The organism is Rhodococcus sp. WWJCD1 (assembly GCF_002258735.1).
In the GTDB taxonomy this organism is placed as follows: Bacteria; Actinomycetota; Actinomycetes; order Mycobacteriales; family Mycobacteriaceae; genus Rhodococcoides.
In genome coordinates, this window is sequence record NZ_NOXY01000015.1 from 45,076 (window position 1) to 66,230 (window position 21,155).

Annotated in this window: 17 protein-coding genes and 1 pseudogene; 10 read left to right on the forward strand and 8 right to left on the reverse strand. The window is 64.1% G+C overall.

The window, feature by feature from the left end:
• The first annotated feature begins 25 nt into the window (after positions 1–25).
• A complete protein-coding gene (locus CH286_RS10640) occupies positions 26–2,407 on the forward strand; it encodes an ATP-binding protein (protein WP_037154864.1) in 2,382 nt (793 codons plus the stop codon).
• Here CH286_RS10640 and CH286_RS10645 read toward each other — a convergent pair.
• Entirely contained in the window at positions 2,401–2,781 is a 381-nt protein-coding gene (locus CH286_RS10645; protein ID WP_032404434.1) for a DUF5313 family protein, read from the reverse strand. The two genes, CH286_RS10640 and CH286_RS10645, sit on opposite strands and share 7 nt — an antisense overlap.
• Complete coding sequence (locus tag CH286_RS10650; RefSeq protein ID WP_094609200.1) at positions 2,778–3,230, reverse strand: MarR family winged helix-turn-helix transcriptional regulator; 453 nt, start codon at positions 3,228–3,230, stop codon at positions 2,778–2,780. Before CH286_RS10650 ends, CH286_RS10645 begins: the two co-directional genes overlap by 4 nt.
• A gap of 242 nt (positions 3,231–3,472) precedes the next feature.
• Here CH286_RS10650 and CH286_RS10655 point away from each other — a divergent pair, with 242 nt between their 5' ends.
• On the forward strand, positions 3,473–4,450 hold the full coding sequence (locus CH286_RS10655; protein WP_094609201.1) for an alpha/beta hydrolase: 978 nt from the start codon (positions 3,473–3,475) through the stop codon (positions 4,448–4,450).
• Positions 4,451–4,464: 14 nt separating this feature from the next.
• Here CH286_RS10655 and CH286_RS10660 read toward each other — a convergent pair whose 3' ends face one another.
• From CH286_RS10660 to CH286_RS10675, 4 genes are all read right to left on the reverse strand, one after another.
• Complete coding sequence (locus CH286_RS10660) at positions 4,465–5,196, reverse strand: SDR family oxidoreductase (protein ID WP_032404437.1); 732 nt, start codon at positions 5,194–5,196, stop codon at positions 4,465–4,467.
• Positions 5,197–5,326: 130 nt separating this feature from the next.
• Positions 5,327–6,277 (reverse strand): helix-turn-helix domain-containing protein, encoded by a 951-nt coding sequence (locus CH286_RS10665; RefSeq protein ID WP_032379873.1) that lies wholly within the window; start codon positions 6,275–6,277, stop codon positions 5,327–5,329.
• Between the two features lie 20 nt (positions 6,278–6,297).
• On the reverse strand, positions 6,298–7,299 hold the full coding sequence (locus CH286_RS10670; RefSeq protein WP_094609202.1) for a phenylacetaldoxime dehydratase family protein: 1,002 nt from the start codon (positions 7,297–7,299) through the stop codon (positions 6,298–6,300).
• Positions 7,292–8,341 (reverse strand): carbon-nitrogen hydrolase family protein, encoded by a 1,050-nt coding sequence (locus CH286_RS10675; protein ID WP_094609203.1) that lies wholly within the window; start codon positions 8,339–8,341, stop codon positions 7,292–7,294. Before CH286_RS10675 ends, CH286_RS10670 begins: the two co-directional genes overlap by 8 nt.
• Positions 8,342–8,634: 293 nt before the next feature.
• On the opposite strand from CH286_RS10675, the gene styD reads away from it, so the two are divergent.
• From styD to CH286_RS10715, 8 genes and pseudogenes are all read left to right on the forward strand, one after another.
• A complete protein-coding gene (styD, locus tag CH286_RS10680) occupies positions 8,635–10,119 on the forward strand; it encodes a phenylacetaldehyde dehydrogenase StyD (RefSeq protein WP_094609204.1) in 1,485 nt (494 codons plus the stop codon).
• A 239-nt stretch (positions 10,120–10,358) separates the two neighbouring features.
• Positions 10,359–10,928 carry a TetR/AcrR family transcriptional regulator gene (locus tag CH286_RS10685; RefSeq protein WP_094609256.1) on the forward strand — a complete coding sequence of 190 codons (570 nt, stop codon included), beginning with the start codon at positions 10,359–10,361 and terminating at the stop codon, positions 10,926–10,928.
• An 87-nt stretch (positions 10,929–11,015) separates the two neighbouring features.
• Positions 11,016–12,962 (forward strand): primary-amine oxidase, encoded by a 1,947-nt coding sequence (locus CH286_RS10690; protein WP_094609205.1) that lies wholly within the window; start codon positions 11,016–11,018, stop codon positions 12,960–12,962.
• Positions 12,955–14,368 (forward strand): annotated as a pseudogene (locus CH286_RS10695) (APC family permease). The gene CH286_RS10690 and the pseudogene CH286_RS10695 overlap by 8 nt, the downstream one beginning before the upstream one ends.
• 5 nt (positions 14,369–14,373) lie before the next feature.
• Positions 14,374–14,856: a DUF5134 domain-containing protein gene (locus CH286_RS10700; protein WP_032404443.1), complete on the forward strand. Its 483-nt coding sequence runs from the start codon at positions 14,374–14,376 to the stop codon at positions 14,854–14,856.
• A 116-nt stretch (positions 14,857–14,972) separates the two neighbouring features.
• Positions 14,973–16,493 carry a GMC family oxidoreductase gene (locus CH286_RS10705; RefSeq protein ID WP_094609206.1) on the forward strand — a complete coding sequence of 507 codons (1,521 nt, stop codon included), beginning with the start codon at positions 14,973–14,975 and terminating at the stop codon, positions 16,491–16,493.
• Between the two features lie 119 nt (positions 16,494–16,612).
• Positions 16,613–17,566: a helix-turn-helix domain-containing protein gene (locus CH286_RS10710; protein WP_176458212.1), complete on the forward strand. Its 954-nt coding sequence runs from the start codon at positions 16,613–16,615 to the stop codon at positions 17,564–17,566.
• A 115-nt stretch (positions 17,567–17,681) separates the two neighbouring features.
• Positions 17,682–18,917 carry an acyl-CoA dehydrogenase family protein gene (locus tag CH286_RS10715; RefSeq protein ID WP_094609208.1) on the forward strand — a complete coding sequence of 412 codons (1,236 nt, stop codon included), beginning with the start codon at positions 17,682–17,684 and terminating at the stop codon, positions 18,915–18,917.
• Between the two features lie 10 nt (positions 18,918–18,927).
• Here the strand turns inward: CH286_RS10715 and CH286_RS10720 are convergent, their stop codons facing one another.
• A complete protein-coding gene (locus CH286_RS10720; protein ID WP_037175745.1) occupies positions 18,928–19,833 on the reverse strand; it encodes a helix-turn-helix domain-containing protein in 906 nt (301 codons plus the stop codon).
• Between the two features lies 1 nt (position 19,834).
• Positions 19,835–21,142, reverse strand: a complete 1,308-nt coding sequence (paaK, locus tag CH286_RS10725) for a phenylacetate--CoA ligase PaaK (RefSeq protein WP_094609209.1) — start codon at positions 21,140–21,142, stop codon at positions 19,835–19,837.
• Positions 21,143–21,155 lie beyond the last annotated feature (13 nt).

Below are 21,155 nucleotides of genomic sequence, written 5' to 3' on the forward strand. Positions count from 1 at the left end.
AACGCAGGTTACGAAGGACGAGGCGATGAATTCCCCACAACCCGATGGCAGTCCGGCCCAGCTGGAGGAGCTGTTCCCGGGTGACAACGCCACCGACGCGCGTTTTCGTGAGCTGGATTGGACGGCGACCGATCTGGGGCCGGTGGAGAGTTGGCCGCAGGAGTTGGTGACGGCCGTGCGCACCGTCCTGCCGTCGACGATTCCGATGCTGATCTGGTGGGGTCCCCACCTGGTGCAGATCTTCAACCACTCCTACACGAACTTTCTCGGCGACAAGTTTCCGCAGGCCGCAGGTCAGCGGGCCAGCGAAAGCTGGTCCGAGATGTGGGACTACGTCGGGGGACTGTGTGCGCAGGTGGTGGACGGCCGCGAGCCCGTGCACGGTGTTCGCCAGCTGTTCGTCATGGAGCGGTACGGCTACCCCGAAGAGACGTACTGGACCTTCTCGTACAGCCCGATCTTCGGACCGGGCGGCACGGTGCTGGGTGTGTTCGTTGCCACGACGGAGGTGACGATGCAGGTGCTCGGCGAGCGGCGCATGCATGCGCTCCTCGCCCTCGGGTCGCTGACCGGCGACGATACCGGTGGCCCCGTCGGTATCTGCCGCGCCGCAGTCGAGGCGCTGGGTAACGAAGCACGTGAGTTCCCTCTGGTGGCGGCGTACCTGCGTCGCGATCTTGCCGACGACGGAGAACTCGAGCACATCGCGACCGCGGGTGCACTCGGATGCGAGGCCGCTACCTGGGACCTCGCCGACGTCGTCGAGGTCTCGGACGGGCGGGTCACCCGCGCGACCGTCGACGTGGACGGAACGGTCGAGAATGCGGTGATCGTTCCGCTGACGCTGGCCGGACACGCTCGACCCATCGGTGCTTTGCTGGTCGGAGTCGATGCATTTCGGGCCCGCGACGATTCTGCAACCTCGTTCTTCGTCGCAGTGGCCGAGCGCGTGTCCACGGCTTTGACCGCTTCGCACGCTTTCGAGATGGAACGGCGTCGCGTCGCGGCGCTGGCCGAGGCCGACGAGGCCAAGACTCGACTGCTCGAGAACGTGGGACACGAGTTCAGGACTCCGCTCACGCTCTTGGCCGGCCCGCTGGACGCCGTGCGCGAGAGCACCACGTCGATCCTGACCGACTCCGACCGCGACTCCCTCGACGTCGTCCACCGTGCGTCGACTCGGCTCCGCCGTCTCGTCGACGATCTGCTGGACGTCGTCAGCGCCGACGCCGGCCGGCTGCGCGCCCGTCTCGAGCCCACCGACCTGGCCGCGGTGACGCGTGACTGTGCGTCGATGTTCGCGGCGGTCGTGTCGAAGCAGGGCCTCGAGCTCGTGGTCGACGCGGCCGAGGACGTGGTTGTTCTCACCGACGGAGAGATGTGGGCGAAGGTCGTCTTCAACCTGGTCGCCAACGCCGTCAAGTACACCCCGTCCGGCCGCATCTCCGTTCGCCTCGGTGCCGACCCGGACGCGATTCGCTTGGTGGTCGCAGACACCGGCCTCGGCATTCCCGAAGACGATCTGCCCCGAATATTCGATCGGTTCCACCGTGTCGAACGGTCCGGTGCTCACAGCATCGAGGGGTCCGGGATCGGACTCGCGCTCGTGTCGGATCTGGTCACGGTCCTGGACGGACGGATCGACGTCGACAGCCGGGTGGGCGTCGGTAGTACCTTCACCGTGGTGGTACCTCGACTGCCCGTCGAGTCGATCGCGGGCGTCGAGAGACCGATCCTGGCCGTGGATTCGGTGTCCGCGATCTTCGCACCGCACGAACCGGCAACGGTCACCACCGACCGTGCAGACGTTCTGCTCGTCGAAGACAACATCGACATGCGCAACTATCTCGTCCGGCTGCTCACCGACGAAGGATGGACCATCACCACCGCAGGTGATGTCGAGACCGCGCTCGATCGCGCGCGTTCGACGACACCGGGACTGGTGCTCACCGACGTCATGCTGCCCGGACGCAGCGGACTGGATCTGGTGGACGACATCCGCCGCGACGACGCCCTGCGGCGAGTACCGGTGATCCTGCTGACTGCACGGGCGGGAACCGACTTCGTGCTCGGCGGCCTCGGGCGCGGTGCCGACGACTACGTCGTCAAACCGTTCCACGACCGCGAGCTCGTGGCCCGAGTTCGGGTGCACCTCGAACTGTCCCGCATGCGCGAGCAATTGCTCGAAGAAAGCGACAACCAGGCCGCGACACTACGCAGCGCCCTCGACACCCGCGCGGCCATCGGCCGTGCCGTCGGAATCCTGATGTCGGTGTACCGCATCGACGCCGACGCGGCCTTCGCGCAACTGACCGAACTGTCGCAGAACACCAACCGCAAAACCCGTGACCTGGCAACCATGATCGCCGACGACTTCACCGCTGGGCTCAGCCGCGAGGGTCAGTGATTGCGGCGGTAGTTCTCGCGCTCGCGTTGCATTTCGGCCATTTTCTTCTCACTCTTCAAATCTGCCGGTAGCCCATGGATTTCGAGGCGACGGGCGCGGTTCTGGTCCATGTAGGCGGCGGTGTAGAACAGTGCGAGCAGCAGACTGAGCAACACCATCGACCCGCGTAGCCAGATCGCTCCGGGGAAGAAGACGAAGAATCCGAGGAAGATCGGCAGGAACGGAATCATCGACCGCAGGATGTGACGCGGCGTCGCACCCGGCCCGACGAGGTCGCGTCGAACCCAATCCTGCAGGGAGTCGGGTAGTTTGCGGCCGAGGACGGCGTAGCCCAGCCATTGGCCGAAGGACGGTCGGTTCCGGTTCGTGTTCATGACAGTGCTCCTGCTGCGATGGCCGCGTCGTTGACACGGGTGAGGACGCGTCGAAGATCGTCCAGTTCGGCCAGTGACGCGCCTAGCTTCTGTACGACGGCGGGCGGGATCTTCTCTGCTCTCGTTCTCAGTGCGGTCCCAGCCGGGGTGAGCGCGACCAGCAGGACGCGTTCGTCCTCGGGGCTGCGCTTGCGGGACAGCAGCCCCATCGATTCCAGACGCTTGAGTAGCGGTGAAAGCGTGGGCGAGTCGAGCTGCAACGCCGATCCGATGGCTTTGACCGACATCGGCGACTCGCCCCACAGTGCCAGCATCACCAGATATTGGGGATGCGTCAGCCCCATCGGCTCGAGCAGTGGCCGATACACCGACAGCACAGCGCGGTTGGCGACGGCGAGCGCAAAACAGACTTGCCGATCGAGTGCGAGTGGATCGTCGGTGGTGGTCACAACGACCAGGCTAGCAGATCAGTTAGTGCACTAATTGTTCGTGCACTAATAAGTTCGCTCGAATCGAGTTGTGTGTCCGAAAAACGCTGCAAAACAGGGAAAGTGCTTTGATAGATGACCGGTGACAGAGTCTCGGTCGGTCCCGTTCGACCAACTTCGTCCTCGACGTACTATCCCGTCCGAACTTGTGCGATGCTCCGTGTCGATTCGCTGTTTCCCTCGAGATTTCCCGGAGGATCGCCATGCGTCGTCGACGCATCTTCACCCCGTTCATCGTCGTTGCAGCGATGTCGTTGTCCTCGATCGGCGTGGCTGTCGCCGCTCCGGCCGACTCCGCTGCTCGCATCGTCGACACCGCGATTGCGTCTGACACCCTGCGCACGCTGAGCGTGGACTCGCCTGCCATGGGCGGAATCGTCGAGGTGCAGGTGTTGACTCCGGCCGTGAAGACCGGATCGCGCCCGACGCTGTACATGCTCAGCGGCATCGGTGAAGAGGATCCGCACAACAGTATGTGGCTGCGCAAAGGTGGAGCCGCCGAATTCTTCGCAGACAAGAATGTCAACGTGGTCCTGCCGCTGGCAGGCCCCGGCAGCTTCTACACGGACTGGCAGCGCGACGATCCGAAGCTCGGCCGGTACCAATGGGAGACGTTCCTGACGAAGGAACTTCCGCCGTTGATCGACGCAGCCGTGGACGGCAACGGACGCAACGCGATCGCGGGGCTGTCGATGGGTGCTCAGTCGGCCATGATGCTGGCCGCACGTAACCCGGATGTCTACTCCGGGGTGGCGTCGTACAGCGGTTGCTTCGCGTCCTCGGAGCCGCTGGGCCAGGCGAGTATTCGGGCGATCGTCGGAGCCTTCGGTGGAAATGCCGACAACATGTGGGGCGGGCCCCTCGATCCTGCCTGGGCGGAGCACGATTCGGTCGTCAATGCAGAGAGTCTGCGCGGCACCGACGTATACGTGTCGGTGGGAACCGGAGCGCCGGGCCCGCACGAAAGTTTCGACAGCGCAGCAGCATTGGATGTCGTGGTGGTCGGCGGTCTCATCGAGGTGGGCGCGAACTACTGCACCCACCGACTTGCGGACCGACTCGGCCAGTTGAACATCCCGGCGACATTCGACTTCACCGAGACCGGAACTCACTCGTGGCCGTACTGGGTGGACCAGCTGCCCAAGAGTTGGCCGACGCTGGCAGGGTCGCTGGAGATCTGATGTCGCAGGGTTGCTCAGCGCAACGCGTAACCGCCGTCCGGGTACAGGGTGGATCCGGTGGTGTACGTCGAAGTCAGTAGGTAGACGACAGAATCGGCAATTTCGTGCTCGTGGCCGGGGCGACGTAACAGGGCATCGCGGCTGTACTGCTCGAAAGCTGCTGTACGAATGCTCTCTTCGCGCTGCAACCACAAGTGACCGTCGATGGTTCCCGGGGCAACCGCATTGACGCGAATCGGAGCCAGTTCGACGGCCAATCCGCGGGCGAGCCCCTCGATCGCTGCATTTGCTGCGACGTACGCGGGAGCCGGAGCGGGCGGGCGAACACTGGCAGCCCCCGACATCAGCACGATGGACGCATCAGCGGTCAGCAGTTCGAGGGCGGCCTTGACCACGCGGTACTGACCCCAGAACTTCGACTCGAACGGGGTGCTTGCATCGGTGATGCTGAGCTCCCGCATCGACCCGGTGCGGTAGCCGGCTGCTGTCGTGAAGATCCCGTCGACGGTGTCCACCGAGCGAAAGAACTGTTGGACAGACTCGTCTTCGGAGGTATCGACAGTCGCCCATCTCGTGTGTCCTCCCAGCCGGGAGGCAGCCAGTTCCAGGGTAGTGCTGGTACGGCCGCCCAGGACCACGCGGGCCCCGAGCCCGATCAGCTTCTCGGCGACGGCATAGCCGATTCCGGTTCCTCCGCCGATCAAAACGTAGGTGCGATTCGCGGTGGTGTTCACGCCGTCCAGCATTGCTTCACTCGGTGCGCGTCCGCCGCACAATGTGTGTGCGATCACAGAGAGTTTCTTTGAAGCACGGGAGTTATTTCGTGGCCGTACTGGGTGGGCGGCCCACGCCGGCAGGGTCATTGGGGATCCGGGCTCACCCGCGGTTGCTGTCGCGAAAGTCTTTGGGGGTGCAGCCGAAGCGCGCCCGGAAGGCGCGGCTGAAGTGGGCCGGGTCGGTGAACCCCCATGATGCAGCCAGGGCTCCGATGGTCGTGCGGGCATTCTGCGGTTCGCACAGAGCACGTTTGACGCCGTCGAGTCGCTGCATCCAGATCCACTCGCTGGCGGTACACGGCTCACCGGCAAAGGCGCGGTGCACCGTGCTCAGCGACAAGTGCAGGGAAGCAGCCACTTCCGTCACGGTCAGATCAGGATCTCGCAGCCGTGCGGTCATCGCGCGTTTGATCTCACCGAGTCTCTCGGACGCCGCATACGGTGCCGGTTTCTCGACCCCGGTGAGGCCGACCAGACCTGCGACCAGGATGTACTCGACGCTCTGCGACACTGCCTCGGCCGACGCGGCACTCATGTCGGCGTCGTCCATGATCGACGAGATCATGCTGACGAGCAGTTTTCCCGCGCCGTGTCGTCCGGACACCGCCCGCGCGGTCAGTGAACCCGTATCCCGGACGAGCGTCCTCAGCGTTGCTCCGGGGAGCATCAGGACGTACTGGGCGAACGGGTCGTCGAAGCGAAGACTGTATGGCCGGGTGGTGTCGTAGAGCGCGAAGTCTCCCGGTTGCAGGACTGCCGTTCGCTCGTCCTGGACGACGAAACCGGTGCCCGACGTCTGGACACTGACCAGGAAGTAGTCGTCACTGGTTCGGGAGATACCTGCAGGCGTCCGCAGCACGCTCTGAGCCGTCGCAGACACTCGCGACAATCCGAGAGTCGCAAGTCCGGTGGACTCGATATGCCCGGTGATCGCAGACGCGTCCTCGGGAATCGTGCACTCGAGATCGACGTACGTCCTACTCACCGCAGCGGTCCAGAAATCGACGCTGTCGGCTCGGTCGACGGAGTCGGTGCGCAGCGGATCGGCCATGTCAGGTACCTCCCGTCTCCTCACAGAGTAGAACGCTCCGCAGCGGTACGCAGTAGACCCGTGCGGTCGTGGCAGCCGAAGTACTCGAAGTACTGCTCGTCCGCCGCTGCCACGGTTACCTCGTGATAGAGCCTCAGCGACGCCGCGGGCCCCATCGTCGACAGATACTTCAGCGCAGCACCGAAGATCGCCACGTGCGTCGGATGCGACTCGGCCCATGCTTCCAGGTCGCTCAGGCTGCGCCACCAACTCATGCCGAACGACTTGTCGGTATCGGTGCCGTCGTCGGTCACGACGGTCATGTACCGGTTGGCGAAACAGCCGATGGCCAGTCCGTCGTCGCGGAGAAAGTCCATGCCGGCACGCAACACCGGTTCGACGTCTCGCAGGTACATCTCCCGCTCTGACCCGGCGGTATCGGCCCAATCCTGCCCGGATCGGATGAGGCAGAGGTTCTCCTGCGGCACGATCCTGACTCTGTCGCCGTCGCGTACGACCCGAGGCTCCCCGATGGGAGCGAGTGAGTCATTCTGCGACAACGGGATTCGATCGCGAACCCCGCCCCAGTAGGCATGCTCCTCGATGGTCCCACTGAGTGAATCAGTCAGTGTGGCAACACCTTCCATCCGTCCGGTGGAGGAGAACAGTGTCTCGTACCGGTCGACGGTCGGTCTGATGATTTCGACGAAGCGACCTCGGACGCTCGTCCAGTGGTGGCCGACGGTGTCGAACCACCGGTCGAACGTTGCCACGTCGTCCCAGTAGCCGATGAACACCGTCGTGTCGATACCCTCCTCGTCGGTGTAGCGCGCCCGGTCCGTCCGGGATGGGCCTTCGTCACCCCACGGGGAGGCGTCGGGCATGCCCTGTATTCCGAAGTAGCCCATCACGACTCGCTCGGTGGACACCGGAAAGCGGGCGACGTACGACGGGAAGGGCGGCTGGTAGTTCTCCGGTGTTCTGCGCGGACACGACCGTGGAACGACGAGATGGTCGGGTATCGCGGATTCGAGCTCAGACACGGGCAGCGTCCTCGTCGAGAGCGAGGTGCTCGAGACGTACCTCGGCGGCGACGTCCTCGGTGAAGTCGTACCGCGCGTTCGCGGCAGGCTGCGCACCCGACACGACGCGGTCGCCGGGAGTCTTGTCGAGCCACAGTCTCGTCACATCCGGACGCGAATAGTGGCCGGCCGGGTCGGCGGCGGCCTTGGCGATCGAGATCAGACTGGTGTCGATGTCGGCGTAGACGATGCCCTCCTCATCGTGTGCAAGCGGGTCGTGCATCAATTGGCCGTCGGGAGCGAAGATGCGGGCATGACCGCCGCCTGCGGTGAGCATCGCGCGCTTGGCGTCGTCGGTGCACATGATGTCGATCATCTCGGGCGAGACCGTCGCGCACGGGCTGATGACGAAACAGCCGCCTTCGACGGCGTAGATGCGGCTGGCGGCCGTGTTGACCTCGGGCCCGAGGGCATAGGCCGCCCCGGTGTACAGCGAGAAGCTGGGCCACGCTCCGATGTGAACCTGCTCGTTCTGGGCGTACATCGCGTACTTCGACAGCGGCTGCAGGTGCTCCCAGCAGCACAGTGCGCCGACGCGTCCGAGGTCGGTCTCGTACACCGACAGATCGGATCCGTCGCCCTCGCCGTAGACGGTGCGCTCGACGTGAGTCGGCTTGAGCTTGCGACGCATCGCGACGGTCTTGCCTTCCGCGTCGATGACCCACTGGGCGATGTAGAGGCTGGCCTTGTACCGCTCGCTCAGACCCATCACGACCATGATGTGGTTGTCCTTGGCGGCCTGCGCAATTCGAGCTGCCTGCGGTGTCCCGTACTCGAGTGAGTTGTCGAAATAGCGCTGCGTGAACTGGAATCCCCATGCCGGTGCGTCGAGCCAGATGTACCAGGGGTAGCCGGGCAGGTAGGTCTCGGGAAACGCGACGAGCTCGGCTCCGGCGCGAGCTGCGTCCTCGATCAGGCCGATCGCCTTGTCGATCGAGGCGTCGAGATCGAGAAAGATCGGCGCGGCTTGGACTGCTGCGGCGCGGAACTGATGGTGGTTCATGGAAGGGCCTTTCGTTGGGGAGTGCCCCAGTTTTGCCTGCTGAAAGACCGTTCGATGGCCTCGTCGTGTCGGAAAAATTGACTCTCCGTCGCATGCCCGGGCGGCGAAACACGGTGGTAACCGGGTCCCGGTGTCTCGACACGCGATCGTCACGCGCGGAGGTCGATCGGCGGTGCGCATCTACCGCACAATGTGTGCGCGATCACACAAGACCTTCGTGCCGCCGCGGGCGCAATCTGGGAACGGACACGCCACAGGTGCCGCGATCGGCACCCGAGAAGGAGCTTTGACATATGACCGCAGTACAGGAATCGGCCGCACCGTCGTTGCCGACCGGCACCGCCACCGAGCTCTACATCGCAGGGCAGTGGCGCGGTGCATCCGACGGAGGCACCTTCACCGATATCAACCCCACCACGGAGCAGCCTCTATCCGAGGTTGCTGCGGCCACCGCGTCGGACGTCGATGCCGCGGTGCGTGCGGCCCGCGCACAACTGGGTGGCGAGTGGGGAGCAACCCCCGGTGCGACTCGGGGGAAGTTGCTCAACCGGATCGCCGACCTCATCGAGCGGGACGGGGATCTGCTGGCGCGGCTCGAGGCTCTCGATGTCGGAAAGCCGGTGGGTCAGCCGGCCATGCTCGACATTCCCAATGCTGCAGCCACTTTCCGGCATTTTGCCGGCTGGGCCGACAAGATCACCGGAAGTTCCATCCCCACTGCAGGCTACTTCGGGCAGCCGACGCACTCCTACACCGTTCGCGAGCCCGTCGGCGTGATCGGCATGATCGTCCCGTGGAACACCCCGTTGATGATCGCCGGGTGGAAGCTCGCGCCTGCGCTGGCGGCGGGAAACACCGTGGTGATCAAGCCGCCGGAGGATGCACCGCTGTCCATCCTGCATCTGGCTCGTCTGATCGACGAGGCGGGCGTACCTGTCGGAGTGGTCAATGTTGTTCCGGGACTGGGTGAAGTGACGGGCGACGCGCTGGTCGGCCATCCGGACGTCGACAAGATCAGCTTCACCGGTAGCCCGCGGGTCGGCAAGCTCATTGCCAAGAAAGCCGCCGACACGTTCAAGCGGACCACACTCGAGCTCGGCGGTAAGTCGCCGCAGATCATCCTCGAGGACGCGGATCTCGAGGCGGCGATCAACGGAACCGCGATGGGACTGTTCTTCAACCAGGGCCAGGTGTGTGCTGCCGGAACCCGAGTGCTGGTTCATCGCTCGCTGTACTCGCAGGTGGTCGACGGCCTGGCCGCCGCGGCATCGGCTCAGGTTCTGGGCGATCCGTTCGATCCGTCGACGACGATGGGGGCGCTGGTCAACGCCACGCAGCGAGACACGGTTCTGGGGTACATCCAGGCCGGACGCGACGGCGGAGCTCGAGTGGCGGCCGGTGGCAGTCGACCCGACGGGGCAGGTTATTTCGTGGAGCCGACGATCTTCGCCGATGCCGACAATGGCATGAAGATCGCCCAGGAGGAGATCTTCGGACCCGTCGGCACGGTGATTCCCTTCGATACGGCCGACGAGGCGATCGCCATCGCCAACGACACCGTGTACGGGTTGGCCGCCTCGATCTGGACCCGCGACGTGTCGAGGGCGCACACCCTGGCCGCGCAGGTTCGTTCCGGCGCCGTGTGGGTGAACGGTTGGGCAGCAATCGATCCCGCGCTCCCGTGGGGCGGCATGAAGTCCAGTGGCACGGGCCGCGAACTCGGGTGGGCCGGTATCGAGGCCAACACCGAGGAGAAAGTCGTCACGATAGTTCTCTAGAGCTACGCAGGTGAGGAGAGCTGACGCAGGTGAACGGAACTTCGTAGCAGGGGTCGAGGTTCCGCTCACCTGGGGTAACGCGGTGTTTACCGAAGGAAACTCGATTCGTAACGAGCAGGTCGCAAGATTTAGTTCAACGGACGTAGAACAAAGTCCGAACGGATCGGAAGGCGATGATGACGATGCCCGAACCCTAGGTCCGCGCGGGGAGCCGCTACCGTAGGGCTGTGCCGAAGCTCGTGGATCACGACGAACGCCGCCGCGCGATCACCGCGGCAACCTGGCGTTTGATCGCTGCCAAGGGGATCGATGCCGCGAACATGCGGGATATCGCGACCGAGGCGGGATACACGAACGGCGCGCTGAGCCACTACTTTGCGGGCAAGGACGAGATTCTCCGAACCGCATTCGAGCACGTCTTCGAGGCGACCAACCGCCGTATCGACGAAGCCCTCGGCGACGCAACGGGATTCGATGCCCTTCGCATCTTCTGCCGAGAAGTGATGCCGACGACCGATGAGACTCTGCTCGAGGCGAGAATTGCAGTCTCGCTGTGGCAGCGCGCGATGTACGACGAGCACATGGACGAGACCAACCGTCGGTCCCTGGTGTCGTGGCGGACGCGGATGGCAGAGTTTCTCGAGCAGGCTCGCGCGGAAGGCGATGCCGGCGACTTCGATGTCGATCTCGCCGTCGAAACGTTGCTCAACATGATGATGGGTATGCAGATTCTCGGCGTGCTCACCCCTGATGACACCACCGCCGATCGGCAGTTCCAGATGCTCGATCGGTTCATAGCTCAGCTGTAACCACCCTGTGTGCGGGGACTCGCGCCTTGCCGCATGCCTTCGTTATTCAACATCTGTAGAACCAACATCCGACCTCGAGGAACACCCATGCCAACCCTTACGCCCCACGCAATCGACCACGCCTTGTCGTTGCCCACCGAAGACGAGATCGCACAGGTTCGAGACATCGTCGATGCCGCCGGATTCGTCACGGCCGCAACCCGGTTCGTCTACGTCGGACTCGACGAACCGGACAAGTCCGAGCTGTACGTCACCGAACCGACTACCCGACGCACCTATCGAGTGCTGCTGCACGACATCTCGACACCCGATGCCGTCGACCTTCTCGTCTCCCTCGACGACCGTCAGGTGATCGGCTCCACCCGGCTCGACGCGATCCGCGACGGTCAGATGCCGGTACTCGACGAGGAATTCGAGCTCGTCGAGAGCGTGCTGTCCACCGATCCCGCCTGGCTCGCTGCGCTGGCCGCCCGCGGACTGGACGTAGCCGATGTGCGAGTGGCACCCCTGTCTGCCGGGGTGTTCGACTACCCGGGGGAGCATGGCCGACGCATACTGCGCGGCTTGGCCTTTCGCCAGGACCACCCCGCGGATCACGCGTGGGCGCATCCGATCGACGGGTTGGTCGCGTTCGTCGACGTGATGAACCGGACGGTCGACAAGGTCGTCGATCTCGGCGCGGTCCCCATCCCCGAGGAATCGGGAAACTTCGATGATCTGTCCGTCACCGGTCCGCTCCGCACGACTCAGAAGCCGATCGAGATCACCCAACCCGAGGGGCCGAGTTTTACGGTTCGCGGCAATCGCGTCGACTGGGAGAAGTGGTCGTTCCGCGTCGGGTTCGACGTCCGCGAAGGTTTGGTATTGCACCAGATCGGCTTCGAGGACGGTGGTACCGTTCGCCCGATCATCCATCGCGCATCGATTGCCGAAATGGTTGTGCCCTATGGTGATCCATCGCCGGTGCGGTCGTGGCAGAATTACTTCGACACCGGGGAGTACCTGGTGGGACGGTATGCGAACTCCCTCGAACTCGGCTGCGACTGCGTCGGGGACATCACGTATTTCGATGCTGTGATCGCGGACGAATTCGGCAATCCGAAGACGCTGACCAATGCCGTGTGCATGCACGAGGAGGACTTCGGGGTGCTGTGGAAGCACACCGATCTGTGGTCGGGTTCGCACGAGACCCGCCGCCAGCGCCGACTCGTGATCTCCTTCTTCACCACCATCGGCAACTACGACTACGGCTTCTTCTGGTACCTGTACCTCGACGGCACCATCGAATTCGAGGTCAAGGCAACCGGAATCGTCTTCACCTCCGGGCATCCCGGTGGTGACTACCCCTACGCAACAGAGATCGCCCCTGGACTCGGAGCGCCGTGTCACCAGCACCTGTTCAGCGCGCGACTCGACATGATGGTCGACGGCATCGGCAACTCCGTCGAGGAGGTCGAGACCCGCCGGGTGTCGATGGGGCCGGACAACCTGCACGGCAACGCCTTTGCCCTGCAACACACACTGCTTGCGACCGAATCCGAGGCCCAACGCGTCGCCGACGGCACGGTCGGCCGCGTCTGGCACGTCACCAATCCCACCTCGCTGAGCCGGCTCGGAAAGCCCGTCGGATACACGCTGCACCCCGAGGGGCAGCCGCTGCTGCTGGCCGATGACAACTCGTCGATCGCGCGACGGGCCACGTTCGCCACCAAGCATCTCTGGGTGACGCAGTTCGACCAGAGCGAACGTTATGCCGCAGGCGATTTCGTCAATCAGCACCACGGGGGAGCGGGCCTGCCTGCATTCGTGGCATCGAACCGCAACCTCGTCGACGAGGACATCGTTCTGTGGCACACGTTCGGGCTCACCCATTTCCCGCGTCCTGAGGATTGGCCGATCATGCCGGTGGACTACACCGGGTTCAAACTGAAGCCAGCAGGATTCTTCGACCGCAACCCCACCCTCGACGTGCCGCGCTCGACGTCTGCACACTGTGCCGTCTCCAGTTGCGCAGGCGGTGAGCAGAATGTCTGAGACACAGTCGAGTTCGGCAGGCACACTGCGCGGTTCCATCGGCGTCGTCGGGATAGTGTTCCTGGTCATCGCCGCTGCGGCGCCGTTGACCGCGATCGGTGGTGCTCTGCCGGTCATGATTGCGACAGGCAACGGTGCAGGTGCTCCGCTCGCCTACATCGTCGCGGCGATCGTCCTGCTGATCTTCAGCGTCGGCTACGCGGCCATGAGCCGTCACATGGTGGACACCGGTGCGTTCTACGCCTACGTGGAGAAGGGGCTCGGGAGAACAATGGGCCTCGGCGCTGCGGGTCTGGCGCTGCTGACCTATACCGCCATTCAAGCGGGCATCTACGGCCTCGCTGCATCGACCGTCGACAGCCTGGTCGTGAAGTACGGCGGTCCCGATCTTCCGTGGTGGGTCTGGGCGCTCGGGCTCGTCGCGATCGTGGCGCTACTCGGCTACCGCAGCATCGATCTCGGTGCCAAGGTGCTCGGGGTCCTGCTGGTGCTCGAGATCGGCATCATCGTGATCCTGTCGATCGCGGTGTTCGCCAAGGGCGGTGCCGCCGGCATCGACGTCGAATCCTTCACGCCCTCGGCCCTCTTCAGCGGATCCCCGGGAATCGCACTGATGTTCGCCATTGCGTCGTTCATCGGTTTCGAGGCCACCGCGATCTACGGTGAGGAGGCACGTAACCCCACTCGGACCGTTCCGATCGCGACCTACGCCGCCGTCATCACCATCGGATTGGTGTATGCGGTGTCGAGTTGGGCCGTGGTACTCGCCTTCGGCAGTGCGTCCGTCGCGCAGGCCGCTGCCGACGACACGGCGGGATTGACGTTCACGGCTGCAGCCCAGTACTTGGGCCCGATGTCGGCGGACATCATGGAAATAATGTTGGTCACCAGTCTCTTCGCCGCCCTTCTCGCGTTCCACAACGCCATCGGCCGGTACGTCTTCGCGCTCGCTCGCAAAGGTGTCGCCCCGTCGATGCTGGCGCGCACGCACTCGCGGCACGGCTCCCCGCACATGGGGTCGCTGTTCCAAACAGCCTCGGCGACGGTGGTTCTCGTGGTCTTCGCGGCCGCAGGCGCAGATCCGGTGTTGGAGCTGTTCACCTGGATGTCGGGACTGGCCACCGTGAGCATCCTGGTCCTGATGATCCTGACAGGCGCAGCGATCATCGCGTTCTTTCGTCGATCGACCGTGGATAGACGCACCTGGCACACCCTGGTCGCCCCGGCGCTCGGAACCATGGGTCTGGTGGCGATCCGGTCTCGTGTTGGACAATTTCACGCTGTTGATCGGTGGTTCCGAAGTGCTCGCCGCCCTGTTGCTGATCGTCGTGGTGGCATTCTTCGTGGGAGGAACAGTGACGGCACGAGTGACTCGGAGTCGAACCCTCGAGACGACGGAGGTCTGACGCCGATGGTCATGACGGTGCTGATGGCGCTCGGTGCAGTGGGTGCCGTTCTTCCGCTGCTCGGACGCGGCAACCACACGGGGCGGGTCCGGTCGGCTCACCTGTGCATGGGCACCGTCATGGCCGCCATGGTGGTGTTCGGCACCGACCCGTCCATGGCGCTGATCTCGATACTCGCTCTTGTTGCGGCTGCCGTACACGTCACCGCAGATCGGCCGAACAGAACACGGTCGATCCCGTGCGCTGTGGACCTGACCTGCATGGCCGTGCTGCTGATGATGCTGCCGCCGATGCACTCCCACGCGGAACCGCAGTCGTCGATGCGGCACCAGCATGGAGTCGAGGCAGATCCGAGGATCATCGCCGCGCTGCTCCTGGTCGGGTGGATGGCCGTGACGATCCACCTGCTGCGTACCAACCCGCCCGGGAGACGAGTGACAGCAGGTTCCGCGCTGATGGTCCTGGGAATGGCCCCGATGGCCTTCTGACCGAGCTCGCTCGTGGTGGTGCGCATCTGACCCACAATGTGTGCGCGCAGTCACAAGTATGTGCGCGCGGACTCGGCCACTGTTGTGTCGACGGTCACAACAGAAAGAGGCAGCACATGTCGACGGACTACATCGTAGTGGGAGCAGGATCAGCAGGAAGCGTCATCGCCCGGCGGTTGCTCGATGCCGGGCACACCGTGCACGTGATCGAGGCCGGGCCTGTGGATACAGATCCGGCGATCCAGTCACCGCAGGGCTGGCCCACGCTGTTGGGTGGCTCGCAGGACTGGGGACTGTTCACCACTCCGCAGAAGCACGCCAACGATCGCCGGATCTTCTGGCCGCGCGGACGCGTACTCGGCGGCAGCTCGTCCCTCAACGGAATGATCTACGTGCGAGGGCATTCCAGCGATTACGACGGGTGGGCGTCCGCAACCGGCGATGACGGGTGGGCTTGGGAGAACGTGCTGCCACTGTTCAAGCGTTCGGAGTCACACGAGCTCGGTGCCAACGAGTTCCACGGCGGCGACGGGCCACTGCCGGTGTCCATCATGGGTACCCCGCATCCGCTGGCGGCTGCCTTCGTCGATGCGGCAGTCGAACACGGGCACAAGCTGATCGACGACTTCAACGCCGACGAGATGGTGGGTGCCGGCTACAACCACACCACCACCCGCGATGGTGAACGAATGAGCGCGTGGAAGAGCTTCGTCGGCCCGGTGCTGGACAACCCCGATCTGACCGTCACCACCGGGGCCCTCGTGCACAAGGTGGTGCTCGAGAACGGCCGCGCGGTGGGAATCGAGTACAGCCTCGGTGGTTCCGAGCTGGAGCGATCGTTCGCCGATCACGAGGTGATCCTGTGTGGCGGAGCTCTCGGATCACCGAAGGCGTTGATGCTCAGTGGAATCGGGCCGTCCGGGCACTTGGCTGAACTAGGAATCGACACCGTCGTCGACCTGCCGGGGGTCGGCGAGAATCTGCACGACCACCTGCTGCTCAGCAACATCTACGAGTCCCTCGAGCCGCTCGCCGCCGGTACGAACAATCTGCTCGAGGCGCAGCTGTACGCCCGCAGCAATGGATGGGCCGGTGCCGCACCGGATCTGCAGCCGCTGTTCATGCACATTCCCTACCCGGCAGACGGATACCCGGTGCCCGAGAACGGCTACACGATCGCTCCGGGAATCGTCGCTCCCCGCTCGCGTGGCACGCTGCGGTTGGCGTCCTCGGATCCGAGTGAACTGCCACTGGCGGATCCGAACATTCTGGCCGATCCCTACGATCTCGAGGCCATGGTCGATGCGGTGGAGATCTGCCGCGAGATCGGTGCGTCCGACGCTTTCGCACCGTGGCGTAAGGCCGAGGTGGTTCCGGGACCGAGCGCGCGTACTCGTGACGACCTGCGAGCCTACGTTCGCCAAACCGCGGGCACGTACCACCACCAGGTCGGCACCTGCAAGATGGGTACCGAATCGGATGTCAATGCTGTTGTCGGAGGCGATCTTCGAGTGCGAGGCGTCGAAGGACTGCGAGTCGCGGATGCGTCGATCATGCCCACCGTGCCGTCGGGCAACACCAACGCGCCGTCGATCATGGTGGGTGAGCGGGCCTCGGATCTGATCCTGGGAAGCTAGGGAACGGACTGGGTTGTTGCACCCGCGAAACGTGGAGGTGACGTCACCGAAGTGCGGTGACGTCACCATGGATGGTGCATGCCTCGTGCGGAGGTCATCGGTATTCGAGCGGAGTCGACATGGTCGTGCACGATTTGTCCACCCACCGTCGAAACGATCGATTCGAGGTGTGGCGGGAGGTGATCTGCCGTGAATTCACTCCGCTCACACCCGAGACCGAGCCGACCGTCGACGGCGGTTTCGATGCCCGCGTCGAATTGAGGCCACTGGGTTCGACCAATCGCGCCGTGCTCGAATCGGTCGGGCAACGGATCGCGCACGGAGAGAAAGAAGTAGCGCACACCGGTGAAGGGGTGTTCTACGTGAACATTCAATTGGCCGGTACCTGTCGGGTCCGCACGGAATCTGCAGGTGTGACGAGTGTCGTCCCTGGTCAGTTCACCGTTGTGGACACCACTCGCCCGTTCTGGTTCGACTACGAGGGTCCTTGGCGCGTCATGTCCTACCAGGTGCCGCACAGCTGCCTGACGGAGTCCGACCTGTTGCATACCGCGGCGATCGGGCGATCGATGGATACGGGTTCGGGTACCGGTCTGGCAGTGGCGTCGGTCATGAAAGCGCTGTGGGAGCACAGTTCCGGCGAGTCGACGCCGTGGTCGTCAGGCGCTCATCTCGAGCGCGCCTTTCACGCCACGGTGGCGGCAGTTCTCGGCGACACGTGGGGGACTGCTGCAGATTCGTCGAGCTCGATCGCAGCGTCGGCAACCGAGTACATTCGCACCCATCTGAGTGACCCCGACTTGTCTGTTTCGGTCGTCGCGCGCGCGTTGTCCGTGTCGCCGCGGACCGTCCACTACGCATTTTCCAAGGGCGCGTCGTTCGCCACGGTGGTGCGTGAGCACCGACTGGCTGCGATTGCCGCTGTGCTGCGAGATCCGAACAACTCGGCCGGCATCTCACGTATTGCGTTGCGCCACGGCATGATCGACGCGAGCTCGTTCAGTAGAGCCTTCCGGCAGAAGTACTCCATGTCTGCACGTGACTATCGGGCACAGGCGCGCTGCTCGGCGTGAGGGCGCGGGGGCGTTGCGCACACGGCACAGAGTCTTGCGCTGCACAGCAAGACCATCGGTTCCCTCCGGCGGTGTGATGGGAGTCTGCAACCCGCCGACTGGAAGAGGACGCCCCATGCCCATCAGTTTCGATCTCACCGAACAGCAGGAAGCACTGAAGAAGGGCGCGCGTCAGTTCGCCGACACCTATCTCCACGACCTGTCCGCGCAGGTGCGATCCACGCCCGACCCACTCGAACGCGCCCTGTTGGCCCGACCGGTATTCGAAAAAGCGGTGGAGGCGGGATTCCTCAAAGGCTTGATTCCGGTACCCTTCGGTGGACTCGCCTCGAGTGGTGTGGACGCGGCGCTGTTCGTCGAGGAATTCGCATCTGCCAGTCCTGATTTCACGATCAGTCTGGCGGGGCCGTTGATAGCTCTCGCTCCGGTGTACGAGGCCGGGACCCCGGAGCAGATCGCTCGCTTCGTCGCACCGTTCCTGGTCGACGCCGGCAGCCCGGTCGCGGCCATGGCCTACAGCGAACCCGGTGGCAGTGCCAATTTCGACGCGCCGCCGCCTGCCGAAGGCACCCGGACGACCGCAATCCTCGACGGAGACCACTGGGTCCTCAACGGCGAAAAGATCTGGGCGTCACACCTGGGAGGGTGGGACGGGCTCGGACCGGACATCATGACGGTCGTCTGCCGGACTCCCGGCGGCGTGTCGATCATCGTCGTCGAGCGCGAACAGCTCTCGACCGGATTCTCGGTGGAAGAGGTGTACGACCTGCCCGGCCTCAAGGGCTGCCTGACCTCACGCGTCACATTCGACAACGTCCGCATCCCGAGGTCCAACCTGATCGGGGAAGAGGGACAGGGAGTGCAATTGACTCGCAATGCCTTCTTGGCGAGCGGTGCATCGATCGGAACGTTCTCCGTCGCTGCCATGCGCCAGGCCTTCGCTGCGGCATTTGCGTTCGCCACGTCGGAGAAGAGGGGCGGGACGGTGCCGATCATCGATCATCAAGCGGTTGCCGACGTACTCACCGATGCGAAAGGCAAGATCGAAGCGGTCCGACTGCTGTCGTGGCGTGCGCTCGACGCGGTGCTGTCGCAACATCCCAGCGCGCTCGAAATGGCCCTGCACGCCAAGATTTTCGGATCCGAGACGGCGGTCGCAGTGATCAACGACTTGGTCAAGATCGTCGGCGTCGAAGCATACAATCCGAGCTTTCCGATACTGCGATATCTCGCCGACGCCACTGCGTATCCGATCATCGAGGGAAGCAACACCGGTGTACGCCGTCGGCAGATGCACGAGTTGATGCGGACTGCGGGATGGGATCCACTCGCTGCGTCCGGAATGGCCTGAGCTCGTCGGCTCACCCGGTTCGATACTCCCGCGGCGACATGCCGTACGTCTCCTTGAACAGCTTCGAGAAGTTCGAGGAATCGATCAAACCGTTACGCGCACAGATGGTTCCGATGCTGTCCGCGGCGAAACGAGGGTCACGCAGATCGCGGTGGCATCGATCCAGTCGCCTGGATCTGATCCAGCCGGCGACCGTGCGACCGTCGGACTCGAAGAGCTTCTGTAGGTAGCGCGTCGAAATATGCAGACGCGCAGCGAGAGACGCCGTGGACAGCGAGGGATCGGACAGGTGCGATTCGACGAGAGCCTTGGCCTCGATCAGCAGAGTCGAACCTGGAGCCTCGTGCGGCGCTGCGTCGTCGAGAGCGGCACCGAGAAGGTCGAGTACAGCGTGCTCGAGCATCGGTGTGGTGGGCAGAGTGCCATCGAGAGCGTTGCGGCGCAGCGTATGCAGAAACGGTGACACCAACGCACCCACTCCCCGGGCACCCTCGATGCGCCGTGCAGCCACGGTCGTCAACTCCCGGGCGTCGATGCGCAGTTCTCGACGCGGGAACATCACGACGAACATCTCGAAATTGCCGGAGAAATGCAGCTCGTACGGTGCGCTGGTGTCGTACACCGCGAAGTCGCCCGGACGCAGCACGGCCTCGCGCTCGTTCTGGACGATCGTGCCGCACCCCGTCAGTTGCAGACCCACCTTGATCAATCCGGGGTCGGACCGCCGGATGGTTGCGCGCGTGCGCCTGACGTCGACTTCTCGGCCGGTGACCTCACTCAGTTGCAAGGCCCCCAGCGTCGACGAGACCAGCGTGCCTTCGAACGACGACGGCCCAGTGGACACAGCGTCGAGCGGCACGAACGCCGTCGAGACGTTCTCGCGCCATTGCTCGAAACTCTGTGCCACCGGGCTCATGTCATACGGCTGGGCGGTTGTCGATCAGACGGCGGGCTTTACCGATGGAACGCTCGAGAGCCGCGGGTGCAACGACATCGACCGCAACGCTCACGCCGATGCGGTCCTTGACGAGCTTCTTCAGTGTCGCCGCTGCTGGTGCATGCGAGTCGAGTGCGGCGTCGGGGCGGGCCTCGACGAGAACAGTCAACGAGTCCATGCGGCCTGCCCTCTCGAGCACGCACTGGAACTGTGGTGCCAGCGCGGGAACCGTCAGGATCAGCTCTTCGATCTGCGTAGGGAAGAGATTGACGCCGCGCAGAATGATCATGTCGTCGGTGCGGCCGGTGACCTTCTGCATCCGGCGCATCGTGCGGGCAGTGCCGGGCAACAGACGAGTCAGGTCGCGGGTGCGGTACCGGATGATCGGCATGGCTTCCTTGGACAAGGACGTGAACACCAACTCACCCTCCTCACCGTCGGGCAGGACTTCGCCGGTCACCGGGTCGATGACCTCCGGGTAGAAATGATCCTCCCAGATGTGGAGTCCGTCCTTGGTTTCGACGCATTCCATCGCGACGCCCGGCCCCATCACCTCGGACAGGCCGTAGATGTCGACGGCGTCCATGTCGAGGGTCTTCTCGATCTCCTTGCGCATCTCCTCGGTCCACGGCTCCGCGCCGAAGACACCGGTTTTCAGCGAGGTCTTGGCCGGATCTATGCCCTTCTTGACCATCGCGTCCACGATGGTGAGCATGTAGGACGGCGTCACCATGATCGCGTCGGGCTCGAAGTCCTCGATGAGCTGGATCTGACGATCGGTCATACCACCCGACATCGGAATGACGGTGCAGCCCAGTCGTTCTGCGCCGTAGTGCGCGCCGAGACCGCCGGTGAAAAGTCCGTATCCGTAGGCCACGTGCACCTTGTCGGACGGCTTCACCCCGCCGGCGCGAAGGCTACGGGCGATGAGGTCCGCCCAATTGCTGATGTCGTTCGCGGTGTATCCGACGACGGTCGGTCGGCCGGTGGTGCCCGAGGACGCATGAATGCGCGAGACCTGGTTCTGCGGGACGGCGAACATGCCGAAGGGGTAGTTCTCGCGCAGATCCTTCTTCGCGGTGAACGGGAACTTCGCCAGATCCGACAGGTCCTTCAGATCGGTCGGATGCACACCGGCGTCGTCGAAGGCCTTCCTGTAATGCGCAACGTTGTCGTAGGCGTGCTGCAGTGACCACTGCAGGCGCTCCAACTGGAGAGTGGAGATTCGATCCCGGGACGCGAATTCGATGTCGGGGGTGTCTGTGGGGGCGGACAGCACACTGGTCATGATTGCTCTCTCG

What these genes read in the sequence shown, in the direction of transcription:
- CH286_RS10660 (WP_032404437.1), bottom strand. Translation starts at nt 5,196, where the DNA reads ATGCTGGACGGCGTGAACACCACCGCGAATCGCACCTACGTTTTGATC.
- CH286_RS10655 (WP_094609201.1), top strand. Translation starts at nt 3,473, where the DNA reads ATGCGTCGTCGACGCATCTTCACCCCGTTCATCGTCGTTGCAGCGATG.
- CH286_RS10720 (WP_037175745.1), bottom strand. Translation starts at nt 19,833, where the DNA reads ATGAGCCCGGTGGCACAGAGTTTCGAGCAATGGCGCGAGAACGTCTCG.
- CH286_RS10640 (WP_037154864.1), top strand. Translation starts at nt 26, where the DNA reads ATGAATTCCCCACAACCCGATGGCAGTCCGGCCCAGCTGGAGGAGCTG.
- CH286_RS10715 (WP_094609208.1), top strand. Translation starts at nt 17,682, where the DNA reads ATGCCCATCAGTTTCGATCTCACCGAACAGCAGGAAGCACTGAAGAAG.
- CH286_RS10675 (WP_094609203.1), bottom strand. Translation starts at nt 8,341, where the DNA reads ATGAACCACCATCAGTTCCGCGCCGCAGCAGTCCAAGCCGCGCCGATC.
- CH286_RS10705 (WP_094609206.1), top strand. Translation starts at nt 14,973, where the DNA reads ATGTCGACGGACTACATCGTAGTGGGAGCAGGATCAGCAGGAAGCGTC.
- CH286_RS10710 (WP_176458212.1), top strand. Translation starts at nt 16,613, where the DNA reads ATGGTCGTGCACGATTTGTCCACCCACCGTCGAAACGATCGATTCGAG.
- styD (WP_094609204.1), top strand. Translation starts at nt 8,635, where the DNA reads ATGACCGCAGTACAGGAATCGGCCGCACCGTCGTTGCCGACCGGCACC.
- CH286_RS10645 (WP_032404434.1), bottom strand. Translation starts at nt 2,781, where the DNA reads ATGAACACGAACCGGAACCGACCGTCCTTCGGCCAATGGCTGGGCTAC.
- CH286_RS10700 (WP_032404443.1), top strand. Translation starts at nt 14,374, where the DNA reads ATGGTCATGACGGTGCTGATGGCGCTCGGTGCAGTGGGTGCCGTTCTT.
- CH286_RS10665 (WP_032379873.1), bottom strand. Translation starts at nt 6,277, where the DNA reads ATGGCCGATCCGCTGCGCACCGACTCCGTCGACCGAGCCGACAGCGTC.
- paaK (WP_094609209.1), bottom strand. Translation starts at nt 21,142, where the DNA reads ATGACCAGTGTGCTGTCCGCCCCCACAGACACCCCCGACATCGAATTC.
- CH286_RS10690 (WP_094609205.1), top strand. Translation starts at nt 11,016, where the DNA reads ATGCCAACCCTTACGCCCCACGCAATCGACCACGCCTTGTCGTTGCCC.